The organism is Pseudarthrobacter siccitolerans (assembly GCF_030823375.1).
GTDB lineage: Bacteria > Actinomycetota > Actinomycetes > Actinomycetales > Micrococcaceae > Arthrobacter > Arthrobacter siccitolerans_A.
This window is the reverse complement of sequence record NZ_JAUSXB010000001.1, coordinates 48,941-69,538: the sequence shown is the minus strand read 5'-3', so window position 1 is coordinate 69,538 and position 20,598 is coordinate 48,941. Positions and strand designations below refer to the sequence as shown.

Here is a 20,598-nt window from a genome sequence, read left to right as displayed (position 1 = left end):
TGTTACTCCTCGCCGGTCTGGGCCTGCCCTTCCACCAGCTCGCGGACAGCTTCGATGAAAGTGTCGCCACGGTGAGCATAGGAAGAGAACTGATCCATGGAAGCAGCTGCCGGGGCCATCAGCACAGTATCGCCGGATTCAGCGAGCTGTGCTGCTGACGCAACGGCACTGGCCATCACCGTTTCACCGGAGGAACCGGCGTGGACGGCACCAGCCGCTGCGGCAGTCTGCACCTGTTCAGTTTCGCCCGTGCCCGGGATGATCACCGGGACATCCGGCGCGTGTCGCTGGAGGGCCTTGCTGAGGGCAGAAGTGTCGCTTCCAATGAGCACCACGGCTTTGAGGCGTCGGACGTGCTCACGGATCAGTTCGTCGTAGGTGACTCCCTTGGAGAGGCCTCCGGCAATCCAGACGACATTGCTGAAGGTGGCCAGGGAGGCGGACGCCGCATGCGGGTTGGTGGCCTTGGAATCGTTGACCCACAGCACGCCGTTGTGGCGGGCTACCGGCTGGATCCGGTGGTCGCCGGGGATGTAGTCCTGGATTCCCCTGCGAACCGCTGCTGCGTCCACGCCGTAGGCGCGCACCAGACCTGCGGCTGCCAGGGCGTTGGCCACCATGTGGCGGGGTGCGAAGGCGCCGAGGTCGCTCATGGAGGCGAGTTCCGCGGCGCTGTCCTTGCGCTCAGTGATGAACGCCCGGTCCACGAGGAGACCCTCCACCACGCCCAGCATGCTGATGGCAGGAGTGACGGTGGTGAAACCGACGGCGCGGCAGCCTTCCACGACGTCGGCGTTTTCCACCATCCGCTCGGTTTCGATCTGTTCGGCGTTGTAGATGCAGGCCTTCTGCGTCTGCTCATAGACCTTGGCCTTGTCCGCAAGGTAGGAATCGTACGAGCCGTGCCAGTCGACATGGTCCTCGGCCACATTCAGGCACACGCTGGCTACCGGCGACAGGGATTGCGCCCAGTGCAGCTGGAAGCTGGAGAGCTCGACGGCGAACACGTCGTACTCCACAGGGTCGCGGAGGGCGTCAAGGATGGGTGTGCCCACATTACCCACTGCGATGGCCTTCAGGCCGGCCGCCCGAAGCATGGACTCGGTGAGCCCAACGGTGGTGGTCTTGCCGTTCGTTCCGGTGATCGCGAGCCAGTCGGCCGTCTTGCGGCCCTCGCGGACCCGCACCCGCCAGGCGAGTTCCACATCGCCCCATACCGGGATGTGGGCCCGTGCGGCGGCGGCGAGGAGCGCCTGGTCCGGACGCCAACCCGGCGAGGTCACAATCAGTTCGGGCAGTTCGCCGTCGATCTTCGGGATGCGGGCCACCGCATCCTCCCCCAGCAGGACATCTGCCGCGCCGACGATCTTCAAGGTTTCAGCATGGGCTTTCGCCGTGCCGCTCGTGGCGGCATCAACCACCACCACCCGGGCGCCGAGTTCGATGAGGGTATCGGCGGCCGCAAAGCCGGAAACGCCGATGCCGGTCACCACAACCCGGAGCCCGGACCAGTCTGAGTCCCAGCTGACAAGGTCCTGGAGGCGGGAGGAAACGGTCACAGCAGCACCACCCATTCGGCGTAGAAAATTCCCAGTCCCACGGCCACAAAAAGCCCGCCGAGGATCCAGAAGCGGACCACCACTGTTACTTCGGCCCACCCCTGCAGTTCGAAGTGGTGCTGCAGCGGTGCCATCTTGAAGACGCGCTTACCGCCGGTGGCCTTGAAGTAACCCACCTGGATGATCACGGACAGGGTGATCAGCACGAACAGTCCGCCGATGATGCCCAGCAGCAGTTCGGTCCGGGACAGGATGGCGAAGCCTGCGATGGCGCCGCCAATAGCCAGCGATCCGGTGTCACCCATAAAGAGCTTGGCCGGCGAGGTGTTCCACCACAGGAAGCCCACCAGTGCCGCGCTCATGATGGCTGCCAGCAAGGCAAGGTCCAGGGGGTCACGGACGGAGTAGCAGCCGCTGCCCGCTTCCCGCGGCGATCCGCACGCCTGGTTGCTTTGCCAGATTCCCATCAGGGTATAGGCGCCGAAGACCATGATCGAGGCGCCCGCAGCCAGGCCATCGAGGCCGTCCGTCAGGTTGACGCCGTTCGTGGCCGCCGTAACGATCAGGTTGGACCACACCACAAAAAGAATGGTTCCCAGCACCGTCCCGCCGAAGGCAAGGTCCAGCCAGGGCAGGTCACGCACCAGGGAAATCTTGGTGGAGGCCGGCGTTGCTCCGGCCCCGTTGGGAAAGTTCAGGGCAAGCACGGCGAAGATGATGCCAACTGCGGCCTGCAGGATCAGCTTGGCCTTGGCGTTGAGCCCGAGGCTGCGCTGCCTGGAGATCTTGATGAAGTCATCAAGGAAGCCCACCAGCCCCATCCCCACCATCAGGAACAGCAGGATCAGGGCGGAGGCGGAGGGGCCCGGAGAAGCAGGATTCACCATCAGCATGATGAGGTGGGTGAGTCCGTAGCTCAGCAGTACGGCTGCCACCACTACAGTCCCGCCCATGGTGGGTGTTCCGCGCTTGGTGTGGTGCGAGGTGGGTCCGTCGTCCCTGATGAACTGGCCATAGCCCCGGCGGACCAGGAGCCGGATGAAGAGCGGAGTCCCCACCAGGGCGAATAAGAGAGCCAGGCCGGCGCCGATCAAAAGTGCAATCACAGCAGAGTGCTCCTTTCGTCGGCCGGTTGAGGGGTTTGTGGGGGTAATGCTATCCGATCGCCCAGATGGCGAAGTCCCACGCTGTTGGAGGACTTGAACAGGACCAGGTCCCCGGGTTCGAGTTCGGTGTTCAGTACGTCGTAGGCCTCATCCACGGTTTCCGCGAAGAGGCATTCATCGCCCCAGGAGCCTTCCTGGACGGCGGAGACATAGAGGGCACGGGCCTCCCGGCCCACCACCAGCAGGCGGGAAATGTTGAGCCGGACCACCTGGGTTCCAACCGTGGTGTGTTCCCGGATGGAGTCACTGCCGAGTTCGAGCATGGCGCCCAGCACCGCCCAGGTGCGGCGTCCGCGTCCCAGGTCCGCCAGCGTGCGGAGGGCGGCGCGCATGGATTCGGGATTGGCGTTGTAGGCGTCATTGATAATGGTGACGCCGTCTGCCCGTTCGGTCCGCTCCATCCGCCACCGGCTGACGGCGGTCTGGCTGCTGAGGGAGGACGCGATGTCCTGCCCCGGGACGCCGGCGGCCCAGGCGGCTGCGGCGGCGGCCAGCAGGTTGCCCGTATGGTGCGCGCCGATGAGGCGGCTACTGACGTGCAGGCCGCTTTCGCCATCGGGAAGCTGGAGATCGAATTCCGGGTTGCCCTCCGCGTTGGTGTCGGCGTTTAGTGCCTGCACCGCGGCATCGGCGCGGCCCTCTGCAGAGAACCCGAGTACCTTGGCCCGGGTGCGTGTGCGCATGGCCGCCACGCGGTCGTCGTCGAGGTTGAGGATGGCAGTGCCGGCAGGAGCAATCGCTTCGACCAGCTCACCCTTTGCCAGGGCGATGTTCTCCACTCCCCCGAACTCGCCGGCATGCGCGGTTCCCACGGCCAGGACCACCCCGATGTCCGGTTTGACCATGTCTGCCAGGTAACGGATGTGCCCGATTCCGGTGGCGCCCATCTCAATCACGAGATAACGCGTATCGGTGCCCGCCCGGAAGACGGTGAGCGGAACTCCGATTTCGCCGTTGTAGGAACCCTGCGGCGCCACGGTGTTTCCCTGCGTGGACAGGATTCCGGCGAGGAGGTCCTTGGTGGTGGTTTTTCCCGCCGAGCCGGTGATTCCCACTACCGTCAGTTCGCTGCCCTGGCCGGCGCGGGCCTTACGGATCCGGCGCACAGCCTCTAGAGCCAGGGCCCCCATCGCCAGCACGGCATCCGGAACCAGGACGGAGGGGTAGCTTGTCCCGTCCGCGGCGGGGACAGGCCGCTCCACCAGGGCGAGGCTTGCACCGGCTGAAAACGCGGCGGCCACAAAATCGTGGCCGTCAGCGTACTCGCCGGGCTTTGCGACGTAGAGCGAACCGGGGGTGACGTCGCGGGAGTCCGTCACCACCGACAGAGGCGTGATCCCGGGATCGGCGTCCAGGCGCCCGTTAGTGATTTCGGCGATCTCCGCCGCAGTAAAAGCAATCATCTCGGTCTAGGACTCTATCCGGTCGTCTTGGAGAACGTTGAATCCCCTGGCTGTCAAGGCGCTGCGCAGCTCCACCCTGTCGTCCAGGGCAAGGTTGACGCCTTTCACTTCCTGCCACACCTCATGGCCGCGGCCGGCCACCAGGATGGTGTCCTGCCGGCGGGCCAGTTCCACGGCGCGGCGGATGGCGTCAGCGCGCGGGAAGACCTCCAGGACCTGGCAGGGCAGGGAGTCCTTTTCCTGCGCTTCCCGGGCTCCGGCGAGGACATCGGCACGAATTGCGGCCGGATCTTCGTCGTGGGGGTCGTCATCGGTGATGATGACGGTGTCGGCGAGGCGGGCGGCGATGGCACCCATGGCCGGGCGTTTCCCCTGGTCACGCTGGCCTGTGGCGCCAAACACCACGATTAGGTTGGCGTCGTCCGCCGGGGACCGTACGGCCTCCAAGGCCCTGGCCAAGGCGTCGGTGTTGTGGGCAAAGTCAACGATGGCGGCAGGTTCCGTGGACACCAGCTGCATGCGTCCTGGGACCGCCACGGTGAAGGGATCGGACTCATCAAGAGCCGCCTGCAGCGTCGCGCAGTCCACTCCTGCCGCGGCCACCATGACTGCCGCAAGCGCCGCGTTGGCCACGTTGAAGCTGCCCGGCAGCCCGGTGTGCACGTTAAGCTGCGTCCCGTCCGGTCCGCTCAGGGTGAACTCCGTCCCGAGCCCGCGGGGAGCCGTTCCCGTGACGGTCCAGTCGGCTGCCGCTCCGGCGGTGCTGAGGGTGGTGACCGGCACGGTGGCGCTGCCGGCAAGCCGCCGGCCCCATTCGTCGTCGACCGTTACCACTGCCGCGCGGGCGCGGCGCGGAGTAAAAAGCTCAGCTTTGGTGTCGAAGTAGTCCTCCATGGTGAGGTGCAGGTCCAGATGGTCCTGGGTGAGGTTGGTGAAGCCGGCAACATCGAACAGCACCCCGTCCACCCGCTGGAAGGAGATGGCGTGGGAGGAAACTTCCATCGCAGCGGCCGCCAGCCCCCTTTCGCGCATGAGGGCGAGCAGTGCGTGCACATCGGTGGATTCCGGGGTGGTGAGGAGGCTGGGAATCGGGTCCCCGCCGGCGTGGATCTCGATGGTGCCGATCAGGCCGGTACTGCGGCCGAGGGCGCGCAGCAGGGAGTTGATGAAGTAGGTGGTGGTGGTCTTCCCGTTGGTGCCCGTGACGCCGAATAACTGCGGCTGGCCGGAACCCGGCTGGCTGCGATAGATCACCGCGGACAGCGGGCCCACCACGTTCCGTGGCGACTCCACGATCACCACGGGTACGGGCGTGTCAGCGGACAACGCCAGCAGCCTGGCACCGGCTTCGTCGGTGAGAACCGCAACGGCTCCTGCTTCGATGGCCTGCGGCACGAAATCGGCCCCGTGCCGGCTGGCTCCGGGCAGTGCGACGTACAGGTCCCCCGGCTCCACGGTCCGCGAGTTCAATGAAATCCCGGTGACTTCCACTTCAGCTGCGGGGCCGGGCACCGCAACGTCCATGGCTTCGCCGATGCTTGCCAGCCGCACCGGTTCGACGTTTGAGGGGCGGAAGCGCCCCTGGCCGGCGGGTCCCTCCGGGACGGCGCGGTTATCCGGCGAGTTGATCTCTGACAAGGAATCTCCGATGGTGCTAGTGGATCATGCCCGGCATGGGTGGGCCGGTGGTGATGCTCTGGGCGGGACTGCTACTTGGCGAACTGGGGCAGCCGGGCCGGTTCACCCGTGGACGGCTGGACGTTGTACGTCCGCAGCGCCTGGCTCATGACCGACCGGAAGACCGGCCCGTTGGTAATCCCGTAGATGCTGCCCTTGGGCCGCTGGAGTACCACCTCCACAATAAACCGCGGATCATCCATCGGTGCCATCCCCACCATGGAGGCGGTGTACCCGCAGAAACCGGACTTGCCGTCGTCGCAGGGCGATTCCGAGGTGCCCGTCTTTGCCCCGACCCGGTAGCCGTCGATTCCGGCGTCCTTGATCTGGCCTTCGGTTACCGCGCTTTCCAGGATGTCCTGGACCTGCTGGGCCGTGTTCTCCGAGACAATCTGCCGTGCCTCGGCGGCGGGTACCTTCTCCTCTGTTCCGTCGGCGGAAATATAGGAGTCGATAAGCCGCGGCTGGAGCATGACGCCGTTGTTGGCAATGGACTGGAACGCCCGCACCGTCTGGAGGGTGGACTGGGAGACGCCCTGCCCGAACAGCACGGTGTATTCCTGCCGCCCGTCCCACTGCTCCCACGGCGTGAGGATGCCGGACGCCGGGGCGGGGAGTCCAATGTCCGGAGCGTCGCCGATGCCGAACTTCTGGAGCCAGTTGTACCGTTGTTCCTTGCTGAGGCGCTGCCCGGCCATCACAGTACCGGTGTTCATGGAGTAGCCAAGGATGCCCGCCAGCGTGCGCTCCTCGGTCCCATGGGCAAATGAATCGCTGAACGTTTGACCGTCCACTGTGTAGGACGGCGGAAGGGTAAAGGTATCCAGGGGCGTGGCCTTCCCCTCATCGATCAGCGCGGCCGCCGTGATCATTTTTTCAACCGAACCGGGCTCATAGGCAGCGGTGATGGCGCGGACGCCGCGGTCCTTGGCGGCCACGCGGCCGGGATCGTTGGGATCGGGAGCATTGGTATCGGCCATGGCCACCAGGTTCCCGGTTTTGACGTCCATCACGATGATGACCCCCCATTCCGCACCCAGCTTGTCTGACTGGCTTTGGATGGCCTGTTGGGCGAAATACTGCAGGTCCGAATTGATGGTGAGCTTGACGTCCTTGCCGTCCGCCGGCGGCGTCAGCTCATCCATGCCCACCGGGATCCGCAGGCCGTCGGCACCGATCTCGAACAGGCGTTTGCCGTCCGTGCCCTTCAGCTGTCCGTCCTGGGTCTGCTCGATGCCTGCCAGGCCGGTGGTGCCGTCCTGCAGGAAGCCGATGATGCCGCCCGCCACGGAACCGTTGGGATAGACCCGCTTGCTGACACCTTCGGTGACGATGCCCGGGATCTGGAGCTTGGAGATGCGGTCCTCAACGTCGGGCTTCACATCCTTGGCCACAATGTAATAGGGTTGCTTGCCGGTGACGGCATCGCGGATGGCATCCTTCTGCATGCCGAGCGCCGCGCCGAGCTCTGTCAGCCCCTGGTCCCGGCTGACGTCCACCAGTTTCTCCTTGCCGTCCACCGTCTCCAGGCGCTTGAACGTCTCGGTTTTGGTGTTGACCCGCTGGTCCACCACAACGTTGTAGCGGATCACACTGTTGGCCAGGACCGTGCCGGTGGAGTCCACGATGCTGCCCCGCTCGGCGGGAAGCACAGTCTGCTTCATCCTGCTGTTGAGGGCCGCTTCGGCCATTCCCCCGACGTCGAGCCCCTGGACCAGGAAGAGTTTCCCGCCCACCACCAGCAAGAGCGTGAGCATGATTCCCAGGCCGAGCCGGAGGCGTTTGGTGGCGTTGGGCACCTTGCTGCTTCTTGCCTTGCCGGTCCTCTGCGCCACCGTGATATTCCTTGCTGCTCGACCTTGTTGCCTGTCAGACCTGCCGTGTTACTGCCCGGGAACCTTCTGCTCCGGAGCGGGAACCGATCCACCGTGGAGTTCAACGGGGGGCACCGCCGGGGCTGCGGGTGCCTGGGCCGGCGTTGCTGCCGGCGCAGCGCCGGCAGTGGTGCCTGTTGTGGCACCGGGGGCTGCAGCGGCCGGAGCCGGTGCCGGGGCCTGTTCTACAGGTTTCTGTGCTTCCAGGGGGTCGCCCTTGCTTGGCGGCGGAACCACAGTCAGCTGTCCGGCGACTGCCGGCGCCGGGATCACGGCTCCGACGGCACCATCCTTGACAGCCGGCGTGGCTTTCCCGGTCACCGAGAGGGTGGACAAGTCAATCTGGCCCTTCACGGTGGAAGGGACCATCCCCAGTTTCGTCGCCTGCGCGGCAAGATTCTGCGGTGCTTCGAAGTTCTGGACCTGCTGGGTGAGGTCCTGGTTCTGTTTCGTCAGCGTGCTCTGGGTGGCGCGCAATTCCACCAGCTGGTACTGGGCGGTGGAAACAGAGATGTTCAGCACCAGGACGGCGATCAGGGCCAGGGCCAGCATGCCGAAGCACAGCACAACAAAAGGCGCCCGCCGCTTGCGGGGAACCGTCCGGACTACGGAGAGGGGCGTCCGGCTCCTGCGCGGCGCCTCAGGCGAACCTGCGGGGAGCTGCTTCGCCGCCGCGCCTGAGACGACGGGAAAGTTCTTCACGGCAGCGGTGCTCATTCAGCTCTCCTGGCTCGGATTCGTTCCACAGCGCGGAGCCTTGCTGAGGCAGCGCGGGGGTTTTCGGCGATTTCGACGGCGGTTGGCACCTCGGTGCCTTTGGTCAGGGTCTTCAGTTCGGGTTTGTGTTCTTCCAGCTCCACCGGGAAGCCCAGAGGAGCCGAGGATTTCGAGCGGGCCTGGAAGACACCCTTGACGATCTTGTCCTCGAGGGAGTGGTACGACATGACCACGATGCGGCCCCCCAGTGCCGTGGCGTCCACCGCGGCGGGTACCGCCCGTTCCAGCACCTCGAGTTCCTCGTTGACCTCGATCCTCAGAGCCTGGAACGTCCTCTTGGCCGGGTGTCCGCCGGACTTGGCAGCGCCGGCCGGAACGACGGAGCGGATCTGCTCCACGAGTTCGCCGGTGGTGGTGAATGGCTTGGCGGCCCTGGCAGCCACGATCCGGTTGGCGATCCGGCCGGCGAACTTTTCCTCGCCCCATTTACGGATTATCCGGACCAGTTCCTCTTCGCTGTAGTTGTTCACCACGTCCGCAGCTGTCTGCCCGCGGCTGGTGTCCATCCGCATATCCAGCGGAGCGTCAAAGGAGTAGGCGAAGCCGCGTTCACGCTCATCGAGCTGGAGGGAGGAAACGCCGAGGTCCATCAGGATTCCGTGCACTTCGGGAACGCCGAGGTCAGCCAGGACGTCTTCGATTTCGTCGTAGACGGCGTGCACAAGGTCTGTGCGCGCTTCGAAGGGCGCCAGCCGTTCTCCGGCCAGGGCAAGGGCTTCTTCATCACGGTCGATACCGATCAGGTGCAAGTCGGGGAAGCGCTGCAGCATGGCCTCGGAGTGGCCACCCATACCGAGCGTGGCATCGATGGCCACGGGGGTTTCACCGCGGCCCCTGGCCGCTTCGAATCCGGGCACCAACAAATTGATGCACCGGTCCCGAAGGACCGGTACATGGCGTTCGGACGTGGGCTTCGGTTGATCGTTCATGCCTCGTCCTTTCTCGCCGTCGCTGTCACCTGGATGCTTCTTGGCCCGGATCCCCATCCGCGCCTACCGTCCTGCCCGCCTGGCTCCGGGGAAGTTGAGCCAGGTTGGACGGCCGGTGGGCCGGCTGGAGATCCCAACCAAGAAGTTGTCCGCTGTCCTGCTCCGGTCACAAAATGCCCGGAATGGGGTCATCGGTTTCAGAGAAGGCCGTTTCCTTCTCTGCGAGGTATTCATTCCAGGCCTGGGCGTCCCAGATCTCGGCGCGGATTCCGGCACCAATCACGGCCAGCTCCCTCCCGAGTCCTGCGTATTCCCGGAGCGCTGGCGGAATCGTCACGCGCCCCTGCTTGTCAGGTACCTCGTCCGAGGCTCCAGAGAGAAAGACGCGGATGTAGTCCCGCGCCTGTTTTGAGGAGATTGGCGCCTCCCGCATTTGCTCGTGGACCCGGGCAAATTCCTTCTCGCTGAAGACGTAGATGCAACGTTCCTGGCCCCTGGTAAGGACCAGTCCGCTGGCAAGTTCCTCCCGGAACTTCGCGGGGAGAATGATCCGGCCCTTTTCATCCAGACGCGGCGAGTGAGTGCCCAGAAACACTGGCCCACCGCCTGTCCGATGTCAGGAACTGCACATCCCCTATGTTGCAACCACCCTCTTATGTCCTCCACATTACTCCACTTTCCCCCACAGTCAACGCAAATTGGCGCCGGCGGCGGTCAAACTTTGGGAAAGAAGGCGCGAATTCGCGCGGAATTGCACTGGTGGTGGGAAGTGGAGGACTTTCCCGGCGCAAGGTCGGAATTACCCGCCGCGCGGGCCGTCCAGCCGCCGGATCTTGTCGCAGCCAGGCGGCCAGGTCCTCAAAGGACCTGAATTAAACGCAAAAGACCCGCCGAAGCGGGTCCTTTTGCTGCTCTCTCCCAATTCGGGGGAGCAAAGTGGTGGATCGGGGGCGCCCGGGTCAGCAGGCAGGGCGACTCAGGATTCTCCCCTGCGCCTCTCGTCCCAACGTTCCTCGAGACTGCTCATAAACGAACTGCGCTGCTTACCGGCCTTGCCCGTGCCGGACTTCGAGCCCTTGCCGGACGAACTGCTGCGCATGGTGGCGAAATACACGCCGCCGCCCATCACAACAAAACCAAGGACACCGACGAAGATGCTTTGGAGGGTGACGCCGACGAGTAACAGGAAGACGCCGGCAAGCGCACCAAGAACGCCGATCACGACGTGTCTTGTCGACCACGAACGCCCGGGGTCCGACCCCATGGAATTCGCGAACTTTGGATCATCCTCGTGAAGCTGCTTCTCCAGCTGCTCCAGCAGCTTCTGCTCGTGCTCCGACAGCGGCATCACGACCTCCTTTTGTAGGCCAACGTCCGGGCTGGTCCCAGCCATTCTTCTGCACCAATAACGTCTGGTATGCCCTGGTGGTTCCCGTACCCGCCGGCTGTGGCGGTAAACGAAAACCGGGCATGCAGACCGGTGCGGAAGCATGTCCAGGAGAGCCTGGCAGTAAGTCCAGTCACTCACAAACTTTGTATTTATAAGGATAGTTTGTTGAGGGCCGTTCTGAAAGACGGCAATGACTTTCGCCGGCACTCCAGGGAGCTTATTCCGGGCGCTTATCCAGCCCGTTCATCAGGTCCGCTCCCCGGGTCCAGGAGACGGGCAGGAAGAACGGATTTATTGCCGAATTTGCGTGCTACCTGGTCAAGGGCCTGCTCGGCCGCCCGCCAGTTGTCATCCCGCCGGTCAATACTGAGCTGGAGCGAGGTGGTGGCCGCGTCTTCGAGCTGTTCGGCCCGCACGCCCACCAGCCTCACCGTCATTGGCCGGTCCACCGAGCCCAGGAGCTGCAGCGCGACTCCATAGATGAGCTGGGCGCTGTCCACGGGTGTCTGGACCGTGCGGCTGCGGGTGATGGTGGAAAAATCGGCGAAGCGCAGCTTCAGCGCGATGGTCCGGGCCACCATTCCCGAACTGCGCAGGCGCCCGGCCGTCCGGTGCGCGAGGCGGAGCAGTTCCCGGTGAAGGAGGGCGTCGTCCGCTGTATCCACGGCAAACGTTTCTTCGGCACCGATGCTTTTTTCCAGCCGGACGGGCGTTACGGGACGCGGGTCCTGTCCCCAGGCCAGCTGATGGACATGCACTCCTGTGGCGCCCAGCATCTTCCGAAGCGACGAGACCGGCGTGGCTGCCACATCGGCGACGGTCCGGATGCCCATCCGTGCAAGGACCTCTGCGGTTTTGGCGCCTATGCCCCAGAGTGCGCCTACCGGCAGGCTGTGCAGGTAGGGCACCGTTTGATCGGGGCCGATGAGGAGCAGTCCGTCCGGCTTACAGCGGGTGGAGGCGATTTTGGCTACGAACTTTGTCTCCGCTATCCCCACCGAGGCGGTAATCCCCAGCTCCGCAGCCACCCTGCTGCGGATCAGCTCGCCAATGGCCCGGGGTGGACCCAGCCGGCGGATGGCACCGGTCACATCAAGGAACGCCTCGTCCACGCTGAGCGGCTCCACGAGTTCGGTCACGGATTCGAAGATTGCCATCAACTCCGCCGAGACCTCGTAGTACACGTTGTGCCGCGGCTCGATGATCACCGCCTGCGGGCACATCCGCATTGCCACAGCCATGGGCATGGCTGACTTCACGCCAAAAGCCCTGGCCTCATAGGAGCCCGAGAGGACCACTGAACGTTCAGCCGGAAAGCCAACGATGACCGGCTTACCGCGAAGCTCGGGCCTCGTGCGCAGTTCCACGGAGACGAAAAAGGCGTCCATGTCCACGTGCATGATGCACTTGCGCCGGCGGGCCCGGAGACCTGCTCCGGCCGGCTCGTTCGTCCCAACAGGTCCCACGGCTGCAATCCTATCGCTTTGTACTGACTAAACTGGAGGCTGAATCCGGCATCAACACCAGGAGGAAAGTCCCTGTGACGGTCATTGGAAACCTCAAGCCAGCAGCCCTGGCCGCTTTTGCTGCTGCGGCAGCACTGGCCCTCGCTGCCTGCAGCCCAACACCGTCAGGAACGCCTGGTCCCACCGCCTCCGCTTCCTCGCCCGGAACAGTCCAGTCGGCCACCACAGCCTCCGCCAGCCCCTCTGCTTCACCTAACACGTCCGCCACGGTAGGCGCCGTCGTCGAAGGCTTCCCCCAGCAACTTCTGCCCCTCATGCCGGGCGCAAGTGTGGTGTCCAGCAGCTTGGACAAGGCGTCAACGCCTGCCACCGCGGCCCTGGTTGCCACCGTCACCGCGCCCACTGCCGCCGTCCTGGACTTCTACACCAAGGAACTTGAGGCACGGGGATTCAAAGCTGTTCCGGGTGAGGCAGTGGGGGCTGTGGCCTCGAAGGATTTTGTCCGGGGGGACAACGAGACGGTCAACCTGTCCGCTGTGGAAGCGGCGGGCATTGTGACTTTTACCATCGGCGCCAACGTGGCAGCTGAGTCAGCCAAGTGACGGCGGAGCAGCTAAGGAACGAACAGGCCGCCTTCGTGGCGTCGGTAGCCGGCGAACTGACCGATTTCCTCACTTCCCGGCAGTCCGTTATGTCCGCGATCTCCCCGGACATTGAACCGCTCATGGGTTCCATCTCCAACCTGGTCACTGGCGGCAAGCGCCTCAGGGCGCTGATGTGCTACTGGGGCTGGCGGGGCGCGGGGGGCGGGTCCGGCGCGCAGCAGGTGGTGACGGCGGGAGCAGCCCTGGAACTGTTCCAGGCCGCCGCGCTGATCCATGACGACATCATTGACCGGTCGGACACCCGGCGGGGCGGCCCCAGTGTCCACCGCCGCTTCAGCCAACTGCACGGTACCCACGGCTGGGCCCTGGACAGTGAGCGGTTCGGGCAGGCAGCGGCGATTCTCACCGGTGACCTCTGCCTGTCGTTCAGCGAAGAGGCCTTCACGGATATAGGCGAGCGTGCTGCAGCAGGGAGCCGGGCGCGGCTGATCTTCAACCTCATGCGGGCGGAGGTCATGGCGGGTCAGTACCTGGACATCCTGGAAGAAGTTGCCGGGCCGGTCCGCGACCGTGCCGGTGCCGTCAGCAGGGCCCAGTCCATCATCAGGTTCAAGTCCGCCAAGTACTCCACCGAGCATCCCCTGGCATTGGGTGGTGCCCTGGCGGGAGCCTCAAACGAACTGCTCCGCGGCTATTCGGCGTTTGCCCTGCCCCTGGGCGAAGCCTTCCAGCTCCGCGACGACGTCCTGGGCGTTTTTGGTGATCCGCTCACTACCGGCAAACCTGCCGGGGACGACCTGAGGGAGGGCAAGCGCACGGTGCTGGTGGCGCTGGCCCTGGACCAGGCCTCGGCGGCGGAATCCGCTTTTATCGACGCCCGGCTGGGCAGCCCGGACCTCACGGATGAGGACATTCGTGAGATCCGGCGGATTATCGAAGCGTCGGGTGCACTGCAAGCCACCGAGGTCCTGATTAACGAATTTGGCGAAGCCGCCTTTGAGGCCCTGGAGACACTTCCCCTGGATGACCTGCCAAAAACCGCATTGCGGAGGCTGGCCGAAGCAACCGTCAGCCGGGCCTCCTGATTCCGCAGTGTCGGGTGCGGGTAATTACCAGGCCAGGGTTTGCGCCCTGCGCCGGATTTCGGTCTTGCGGCCTTCCCGCAATGCATCGATGGGGCGTCCCCGGAGTGACTCGTCGGGCGTGAAAAGCCAAATGATGAGGTCTTCGTCCGAATAGCCCGCGTCAGCCAGCACAACAATGGTGCCTTTGAGGCTGTCCACTACTTGGCCATCCTGGATGAATTCAGCCGGGACGGAACGGATATTCCGCTCCCCCACCCGCACAGCGGCCAGTGCCCGTTCATCAATCAGGCTATGGACTTTAGTGATGGAAACGTCCAATAAACGGGCGACGTCCGGCAGGGGCAACCATTCGCCCACGAGGTTTTCTACATTACTCACGGATCAAGGTTGCCATGCTGCCCGCCGTGGCGCCTAGTCGGGGAATATTGCAGGGTGCCCTGACCTGCGGACACTCCGGAAATTCTCCTATGCCGGGAATGCGGGAATTCTTGTGCTAATCGCGAATCCATGAGAGATTCACATAGATCACTTTCGTAACAGAAATAACAGCAGTAACAGTAGTATCGAATAACAGCGGCATCCCCGTCCGCGCCCGCAGTTGAGAAGAGGATTCCTTCACATGACGATGTCCCGCTCGCCGAAGCAGCCCCAGAAGCCGAGCCTGCCCATGATTGCTGCCACAACGGCGGCGCTGCCAGCGGTCGTATTGTCATCGTTAGCCCTCGCCCAGCCCGCCGCTGCCCAGCAGCCTGCACGCGCCGTCCCGGCCACCCTCGCAGCGGCCATGAAGGCCCAGGCGGCCAAGGCGACGGCAGCCGTGATCCCGGCGTCGTCTGTTTCCACCACCATCCCTGCCGCCTTCAAGCCGGCACAGCCGGCCGCACCGGCGGAATACACCATCGCCAGGGGCGACACCATCAGCGGCATCGCAGGCAGGTTCGGGCTGAACACCGGCGACGTCCTCAGGCTGAACAACCTCCAGGCCAACACCATCATTTACCCTGGACAGAAGATCAAGCTGTCGGGTTCGCCAACCGGCCCGGCGGCTCCCGCTGCACAGCCGGCGCCTGCGGCTCCGCAGGCGGCGGGGGCGGGCGCCTCGTACACGGTGAAGCCAGGCGACACGCTGGGGGCCATCGCGGCGAAGCATAACGTGAGCCTTTCGGACGTTTTCGCCTGGAACAACCTCAACATGCGTTCCATCATTTACCCCGGACAAAAAGTCAAAGTAGGCGCCGGCGAGGCTGCCCCGGCTCCGGCAGCACCTGCTCCAGCCCTGGCTGTCACGTCAGCTGCCCCGGCCAGCCCCGCCGCCCCCGCGCCGGCAACCGGCTCCTACTCTGTTAAGGCCGGCGACACGCTGTCCGCCATCGCTTCCCGTCACGGTGTCAAGTTGTCGGAGCTCCTCTCCACCAACCAGCTGAGCCTTACTTCAGTGATCTACCCGGGCAACAAGCTGGCAATCCCGGGCGCTGCGGGCCAGCCCGCCCCGCAACCGGCGGCGTCCGTTACGCCATTGGTTCCCGGATCCTTCCTCGGATTCAGCTATCCCGCAGCCGTGGTGAGCTCGGCCAACGAAAACAAGGCACTCCTGAATGCTTCCCCGGTCCCCTCGCGGGAACAGATGCAGGGCATTGTGGCGGATACGGCGCGCGCGATGGGGGTAGAACCCTCGCTCGCCCTCGCCTTCGCCTACCAGGAATCAGGGTTCAACCAGCGCGCGGTTTCCCCCGCCAACGCGATCGGGACCATGCAGGTTATTCCCAGCTCCGGCCAGTGGGCATCTGACCTGGTGGGCCGGAAACTGAACCTCCTGGACCCCTATGACAACGCAACGGCCGGCGTGGCGATCATCCGCCAACTCCTGGCCACCAGCAAGGACCGGGACACTGCCATCGCCGGTTATTACCAGGGCCAGTACTCGGTGAGCAAGTACGGCATGTACGACGACACCAAGGCGTACGTCGAAGCCATCAAGGCGCACCAAAAGAACTTCGGCTGAGGCAGCCTGCCGCCCAGTAAAACCGGGCCTGCGGAGGAAAATCGGCACGGGTCCGGACCGGAATCGGTTCGGACCCGTTTCATTGCTGGATTACGATCGTAGGGTGCAGGAACACGTGTCAGACCCGCTGGTAGGAACCCTGGTGGACAACCGGTACGCCGTCCGGTCCAGACTGGCGCGTGGCGGAATGTCCACTGTCTACGTGGCCACCGACCAGCGGCTGGAACGGGACGTGGCCCTGAAAGTGCTGCACCCGCATCTGTCCGCGGATGAAAGCTTCCTGGGCAGGTTGGGCCGCGAAGCGAAGGCCGCCGCCAGGTTGTCACACCCCCATGTTGTGGGCGTCCTGGACCAGGGCACTGACCACCACACCGCCTACCTGGTGATGGAGTACATCAAGGGCCACACGCTGCGGGATGTCCTGAACACGAAAGGCGCACTCCCGCCCAGGCTCGCCCTGGCGCTGATCGATCCCGTGGTGGAGGGGCTTGGGGCCGCCCACGCCGCCGGGTTCATCCACCGGGACGTCAAACCGGAAAACGTCCTGATAGCGGACGACGGCAGGATCAAGATCGGCGACTTCGGACTGGCCCGCGCCGTCACCACGTCCACCAGCACGGGAGCTTTGCTGGGAACTGTCGCCTACCTTTCGCCTGAACTTGTCCTGGGCAAGCCCGCTGATGCACGCAGCGATGTGTACTCCGTGGGCATCATGCTTTATGAGATGCTCACGGGCCAGCAGCCGTTCACAGGCGAGGTCCCCATCCAGGTGGCGTACCAGCATGTCAACGGGGCGGTGGGCCCTCCCTCGGCCATGGTGCCCGGCCTCGCGGCCGAAGTAGACGAACTGGTGCAATGGTGCACCGCCAACGATCCCGAGAACCGGCCGATCGACGGGAATGCGCTGCTTCAGGAACTGCGCCACATCAGGACCAACCTCAGCGACCGGGAACTGGACCTGCAGCCACCGGCGGCTGAAGGGATGGAATCGCAAAGCCATACGGAAGTCATAGCCCGCACCAACAATCCAACAAGCGTTATGCCTTTCGGACGCCCTTCCGCACCCCCTCACCGCCCCGTGCAGACACATGCCGGCCTGACCGCGCCCCCTGCGGCCGCCGGGGCGCGGCACAATCTGACTCCACGCGACTCTGATGATGACCAGGCCTGGGCTCCAGCGCCGGCCGCCCTCAGCAAACGGGCGCAGCGGAAGGCTGAACAGGAAGACCTGAAGGCCCGTGCACGGGCTGCCGCTGTCCCCGCCCGAAGCCTGCGCGAGGGCAGCGCGCGCCGCCGCGGAGTCATCTGGGTAGTAGTCCTGGTCATTGCCGCGCTCCTGGCCACCGGCGCCGGCTGGTTCTTCGGCATGGGCCCCGGGTCTGCCGCTGCCATCCCGGCAGTGGCCAACAAGACGGTGGCGGAGGCGCAGGAGCTCCTCAGCAAGGCGGGATTCAGGTCCACCACCAGTGATGTCTTCGACGACGATGTGCCTGGTGGCCTGGTGGTGGGGACGGAGCCGTCAGCCGGTTCAGAGATCCGGAAGTTCCTGCCGGTCTCCCTGTTCGTCTCCAAAGGACCGCAACTTTTCCCGCTGCCGAAGCTTACCGGCGGCACCCTGGAGGAAGCCAAGACCGGCCTGAACGCAGCGGAGATGGCCCTCGGTAACGTCACCGAGCAGTTCAGCGAAACGGCAGCGGCAGGAACCGTCCTCTCGCAGGATCCCGCTCCCGGGACGCCGGCCCGGCATGGGACGCCTGTCAAGCTGGCGGTGTCCAAAGGACCTGAGCCCATCCCTGTGCCCAACGTCGTGGGCCTGGAGGACAACGACGCCAAAGACGCCATCGAGGCAGCCGGCCTCAAGGCGGAGGAGGCGCGCGAAGAGGTGTTCGACAGGAACATCCCTAAGGGCTCGGTGGTGAGCCAGTCGCCCGCGAACGGGACACTCACCCGGGGCGGCACCGTGACCTTGACCATCTCGAAGGGCCCCAAGATGGTGGAGGTGCCGAGCTACATCGGCAAGCAGGCCTCGGAGGCCAGGAAGGCCCTTGAAGGTCTTGGCTTCCAGGTGAAGGTGAACAACATCCTGGGCGGCTTCTTCGGCACCGTACGGGACCAGGATCCCGTAGGCACCAAAGTACCTGAAGGCTCAGTCATCACCCTCACGGTGGTGTAGGCGGCCCCGCTGCCCGCACCACCGCTGAAGGACATCAGCGCTTGGCGAGGGCTCCCGCCACCAGGAAGGCCATCTCCAGGGACTGCATGTGGTTCAGGCGGGGATCGCAGACTGACTCGTAGCGGTCCAGGAAGGCTTCCTGGTCGATCGGATCCGCCCCGCCCAGGCATTCGGCTACGTCGTCGCCGGTCATCTCCACATGCAGGCCGCCGGGAACCGTGCCCAGGGCGTGGTGCACCTCGAAGAAGCCGCGCACTTCGTCAATGACGTCGTCGAAGTTGCGGGTCTTGTAGCCGTTCGGGGACGTGACGGTGTTCCCGTGCATGGGGTCGGTGACCCAGAGCACCTGCGCACCTGAGGCAGTGACCTTCTCGACGACGGCGGGCAGCTTCTCCCGGATGTTGCCCGCACCCATACGGGTGATGAAGGTCAGCCGGCCGGGCTCGCGGTCCGGGTCCAGCTTGTCGATCAGGCGGAGGGCGTCGTCGCCGGTGGTGGACGGACCCAGCTTCACGCCGATGGGGTTCCGCACCCGGGACAGGAAATCAATGTGGGCGTGGTCCAGTTCGCGGGTCCGCTCACCGATCCAGAGGAAGTGCGCCGAGGTGTCGTACGGGAAGCCGGTGCGGGAGTCGATCCGCGTGAGGGCGCGCTCGTAGTCCAGCAGCAGAGCCTCGTGGCTGGCGAAGAATTCAACACGCTTCAGCGCCTCGAAGTCAGCCCCGCAGGAAGCCATGAACTTGATGGCCCGGTCGATGTCCCGCGCCAGGGACTCGTAACGGGCGTGCGCCGGGTTCTCAGTGAAGCCCTTGTTCCACTGGTGTACCGAGCGCAGGTCCGCGAACCCGCCTTGGGTGAAGGCCCGGATGAGGTTAAGGGTGGAAGCTGAGGTGTGGTAAGCCCGGAGCATCCGTGCAGCGTCGTGGCCGCGTGACTCAGGGGTGAAATCGTAGCCGTTGACGATGTCGCCGCGGTAGGCGGGAAGCGTCACGCCGTCACGGGTTTCATCGTTGGACGAGCGCGGCTTGGCGAACTGGCCAGCCATCCGGCCCATCTTGATGACGGGCATCGCAGCGCCATAGGTCAGGACCACGGCCATCTGGAGAATGGTTTTGACGCGGGCGCTGATCTTGTCCGCGGTGGCAGCTTCGAAGGTCTCGGCGCAGTCACCGCCCTGGAGCAGAAACGCCTTGCCCTGGGCAGCGGCGGCCAGCCGTTCGCGCAGGACGTCGACCTCGCCGGCAAACACCAACGGGGGAAGGACGGAGAGTTCCTTCACCGAGGCATCGAACACCTCCCGGTCCTGCCAGCTGGGCTGCTGGGAAATGGGAAGGTCCCGCCAGTTATCGAGTCCCGGATAGTTGGCCGCGCCGCTCTGGGCGGTACTGGACAGCGAGAAGGCAGGTTTTGCAGATAGCTCAGTCACCCTCTAAGACTAACGGCAGCGCCGGGCCGCCGGACACCGCAGCGTCACGCGTCCGGGCCAGGGCGTCACAGACATCCGCCCCTGGAGGTACCTGCGCCGGAGGTACGTGCGCGGCCAGTCCGGCAGCCAGGTGACCGTTGTCAGACAGCGGCGGCAGCCCCGCCGTCGTCCTCCTGTGTGGCTGCCTCCTCCTGCTCGGCCGCGCCCTGCTGGTTTCCGGGATCCTGCTGCTGTTCGCCGGCCCCGTCATGGCCAGGCCCGTCATGCCCAGCCCCGGCCTGGCCGCCTTGCACGTGCGCCGGTGCTGCGGGCGGTTCAGCGGCTGCCGCCGCGCCGGCGGGCTTGCCCGACAGCCGGAGCTTCACCACGGCGGCATATTCGTCCACGTACTCCTGCCCGGAGAGCCGCATCAGCTCGAACATGATTTCGTCCGTGACCTGCCTCTGGACAACCCGGTCCTCGGCCTGATCCCTGTACTGGGCGAAGTCGAGTGGTTCGCCAAAAATCATGCCGATCCTGCGGATGTTCGGGAGCCGCTTCCCGATCGGCTGCACCTTATCCGTGCCGATCATGGCCACCGGAATAACCGGTACCCCGGCCTTAAGCGCAAGCCTGGCTACGCCCACCTTTCCCCGGTAGAGGCGCGAATCGGGACTCCGGGTACCCTCGGGGTAGATGCCCAGCAGCCCGCCGTGCGAGAGGACCTCCATGCCTGCGCTCAACGACGCCTCCGAGGCGGCACCGCCGGACCGGTCCATGGGCAGCTGGTTGGTCAGCCGGAAGAACAGTGCGGTCAACCTGCCCTTGATCCCGGTGCCGGTGAAGTACTCGGATTTGGCCAGGAACACCACGGGACGGCGGACCATCAACGGCATAAAGATCGAGTCGGAAAACGAGAGGTGGTTCGAGGCGATGATTGCTGCCCCCTCGCCGGGGATGTTGTCCAGGCCCTTGACCCAGGGCCGGAAAAGCAGCTTCAGCACCGGACCGAGAAAGATCCTTTTCATCACCCAATAGAACACGTGCGAAACCCCTCCGGAAGGCAGCCTTCACGCCCGGCATCGGG

17 protein-coding genes are annotated in these 20,598 nt (G+C 64.9%); 4 read left to right on the top strand and 13 right to left on the bottom strand.

Annotated features, from left to right (window positions below):
* Positions 1–2 precede the first annotated feature (2 nt).
* The 10 genes from murD to dinB all read right to left on the bottom strand — a co-directional run bounded on the left by murD (position 3) and on the right by dinB (position 12,241).
* On the bottom strand, positions 3–1,574 hold the full coding sequence (gene murD / locus QFZ36_RS00305; protein WP_306632968.1) for a UDP-N-acetylmuramoyl-L-alanine--D-glutamate ligase: 1,572 nt from the start codon (positions 1,572–1,574) through the stop codon (positions 3–5).
* The gene (mraY, locus tag QFZ36_RS00300) at positions 1,556–2,665 is read right to left on the bottom strand and encodes a phospho-N-acetylmuramoyl-pentapeptide-transferase (RefSeq protein WP_306632966.1); all 1,110 of its coding nucleotides are present in this window, start codon (positions 2,663–2,665) and stop codon (positions 1,556–1,558) included. Before mraY ends, murD begins: the two co-directional genes overlap by 19 nt.
* Positions 2,662–4,128: a UDP-N-acetylmuramoyl-tripeptide--D-alanyl-D-alanine ligase gene (locus QFZ36_RS00295; RefSeq protein WP_306632964.1), complete on the bottom strand. Its 1,467-nt coding sequence runs from the start codon at positions 4,126–4,128 to the stop codon at positions 2,662–2,664. The genes mraY and QFZ36_RS00295 overlap by 4 nt, the downstream gene beginning before the upstream one ends.
* A gap of 6 nt (positions 4,129–4,134) precedes the next feature.
* Positions 4,135–5,766: a UDP-N-acetylmuramoyl-L-alanyl-D-glutamate--2,6-diaminopimelate ligase gene (locus QFZ36_RS00290; RefSeq protein WP_306632963.1), complete on the bottom strand. Its 1,632-nt coding sequence runs from the start codon at positions 5,764–5,766 to the stop codon at positions 4,135–4,137.
* Positions 5,767–5,837: 71 nt separating this feature from the next.
* Entirely contained in the window at positions 5,838–7,640 is a 1,803-nt protein-coding gene (locus tag QFZ36_RS00285; protein ID WP_306632961.1) for a peptidoglycan D,D-transpeptidase FtsI family protein, read from the bottom strand.
* A gap of 48 nt (positions 7,641–7,688) precedes the next feature.
* Entirely contained in the window at positions 7,689–8,396 is a 708-nt protein-coding gene (locus tag QFZ36_RS00280) for a hypothetical protein (RefSeq protein WP_306632959.1), read from the bottom strand.
* A complete protein-coding gene (gene rsmH, locus QFZ36_RS00275) occupies positions 8,393–9,385 on the bottom strand; it encodes a 16S rRNA (cytosine(1402)-N(4))-methyltransferase RsmH (protein ID WP_306632957.1) in 993 nt (330 codons plus the stop codon). Before rsmH ends, QFZ36_RS00280 begins: the two co-directional genes overlap by 4 nt.
* 166 nt (positions 9,386–9,551) lie before the next feature.
* Positions 9,552–9,980: a division/cell wall cluster transcriptional repressor MraZ gene (gene mraZ, locus QFZ36_RS00270; protein WP_306632955.1), complete on the bottom strand. Its 429-nt coding sequence runs from the start codon at positions 9,978–9,980 to the stop codon at positions 9,552–9,554.
* A gap of 381 nt (positions 9,981–10,361) precedes the next feature.
* Entirely contained in the window at positions 10,362–10,733 is a 372-nt protein-coding gene (locus QFZ36_RS00265) for a DUF3040 domain-containing protein (protein ID WP_306632953.1), read from the bottom strand.
* 272 nt (positions 10,734–11,005) lie between these two features.
* On the bottom strand, positions 11,006–12,241 hold the full coding sequence (dinB, locus tag QFZ36_RS00260; RefSeq protein ID WP_306632951.1) for a DNA polymerase IV: 1,236 nt from the start codon (positions 12,239–12,241) through the stop codon (positions 11,006–11,008).
* A 74-nt stretch (positions 12,242–12,315) separates the two neighbouring features.
* On the opposite strand from dinB, the gene QFZ36_RS00255 reads away from it, so the two are divergent.
* Positions 12,316–12,843: a hypothetical protein gene (locus QFZ36_RS00255; RefSeq protein WP_306632949.1), complete on the top strand. Its 528-nt coding sequence runs from the start codon at positions 12,316–12,318 to the stop codon at positions 12,841–12,843.
* The gene (locus QFZ36_RS00250) at positions 12,840–13,931 is read left to right on the top strand and encodes a polyprenyl synthetase family protein (RefSeq protein ID WP_306632948.1); all 1,092 of its coding nucleotides are present in this window, start codon (positions 12,840–12,842) and stop codon (positions 13,929–13,931) included. The genes QFZ36_RS00255 and QFZ36_RS00250 overlap by 4 nt, the downstream gene beginning before the upstream one ends.
* 24 nt (positions 13,932–13,955) lie before the next feature.
* Here the strand turns inward: QFZ36_RS00250 and QFZ36_RS00245 are convergent, their stop codons facing one another.
* Positions 13,956–14,309: an Rv2175c family DNA-binding protein gene (locus QFZ36_RS00245; RefSeq protein ID WP_306632947.1), complete on the bottom strand. Its 354-nt coding sequence runs from the start codon at positions 14,307–14,309 to the stop codon at positions 13,956–13,958.
* 241 nt (positions 14,310–14,550) lie between these two features.
* Between QFZ36_RS00245 and QFZ36_RS00240 the strand changes: the two genes are divergently transcribed.
* Both QFZ36_RS00240 and pknB read left to right on the top strand, forming a co-directional pair.
* Positions 14,551–15,933, top strand: coding sequence for a LysM peptidoglycan-binding domain-containing protein (locus QFZ36_RS00240; RefSeq protein ID WP_306632945.1), 1,383 nt, complete (start codon positions 14,551–14,553; stop codon positions 15,931–15,933).
* A 103-nt stretch (positions 15,934–16,036) separates the two neighbouring features.
* Positions 16,037–18,106 (top strand): Stk1 family PASTA domain-containing Ser/Thr kinase, encoded by a 2,070-nt coding sequence (pknB, locus tag QFZ36_RS00235; protein ID WP_306632943.1) that lies wholly within the window; start codon positions 16,037–16,039, stop codon positions 18,104–18,106.
* A gap of 34 nt (positions 18,107–18,140) precedes the next feature.
* On the opposite strand, the gene QFZ36_RS00230 is transcribed toward pknB, so the two are convergent.
* Positions 18,141–19,532, bottom strand: a complete 1,392-nt coding sequence (locus QFZ36_RS00230) for a class II 3-deoxy-7-phosphoheptulonate synthase (protein WP_306632941.1) — start codon at positions 19,530–19,532, stop codon at positions 18,141–18,143.
* 140 nt (positions 19,533–19,672) lie between these two features.
* Positions 19,673–20,554 carry a lysophospholipid acyltransferase family protein gene (locus QFZ36_RS00225; protein WP_306632940.1) on the bottom strand — a complete coding sequence of 294 codons (882 nt, stop codon included), beginning with the start codon at positions 20,552–20,554 and terminating at the stop codon, positions 19,673–19,675.
* Between the last annotated feature and the right edge of the window lie 44 nt (positions 20,555–20,598).

Coding starts and splice junctions, on each gene's coding strand:
- murD (WP_306632968.1), bottom strand. CDS start 1,574: ATGGGTGGTGCTGCTGTGACCGTTTCCTCCCGCCTCCAGGACCTTGTC.
- QFZ36_RS00295 (WP_306632964.1), bottom strand. CDS start 4,128: ATGATTGCTTTTACTGCGGCGGAGATCGCCGAAATCACTAACGGGCGC.
- QFZ36_RS00280 (WP_306632959.1), bottom strand. CDS start 8,396: ATGAGCACCGCTGCCGTGAAGAACTTTCCCGTCGTCTCAGGCGCGGCG.
- rsmH (WP_306632957.1), bottom strand. CDS start 9,385: ATGAACGATCAACCGAAGCCCACGTCCGAACGCCATGTACCGGTCCTT.
- QFZ36_RS00265 (WP_306632953.1), bottom strand. CDS start 10,733: ATGCCGCTGTCGGAGCACGAGCAGAAGCTGCTGGAGCAGCTGGAGAAG.
- QFZ36_RS00240 (WP_306632945.1), top strand. CDS start 14,551: ATGACGATGTCCCGCTCGCCGAAGCAGCCCCAGAAGCCGAGCCTGCCC.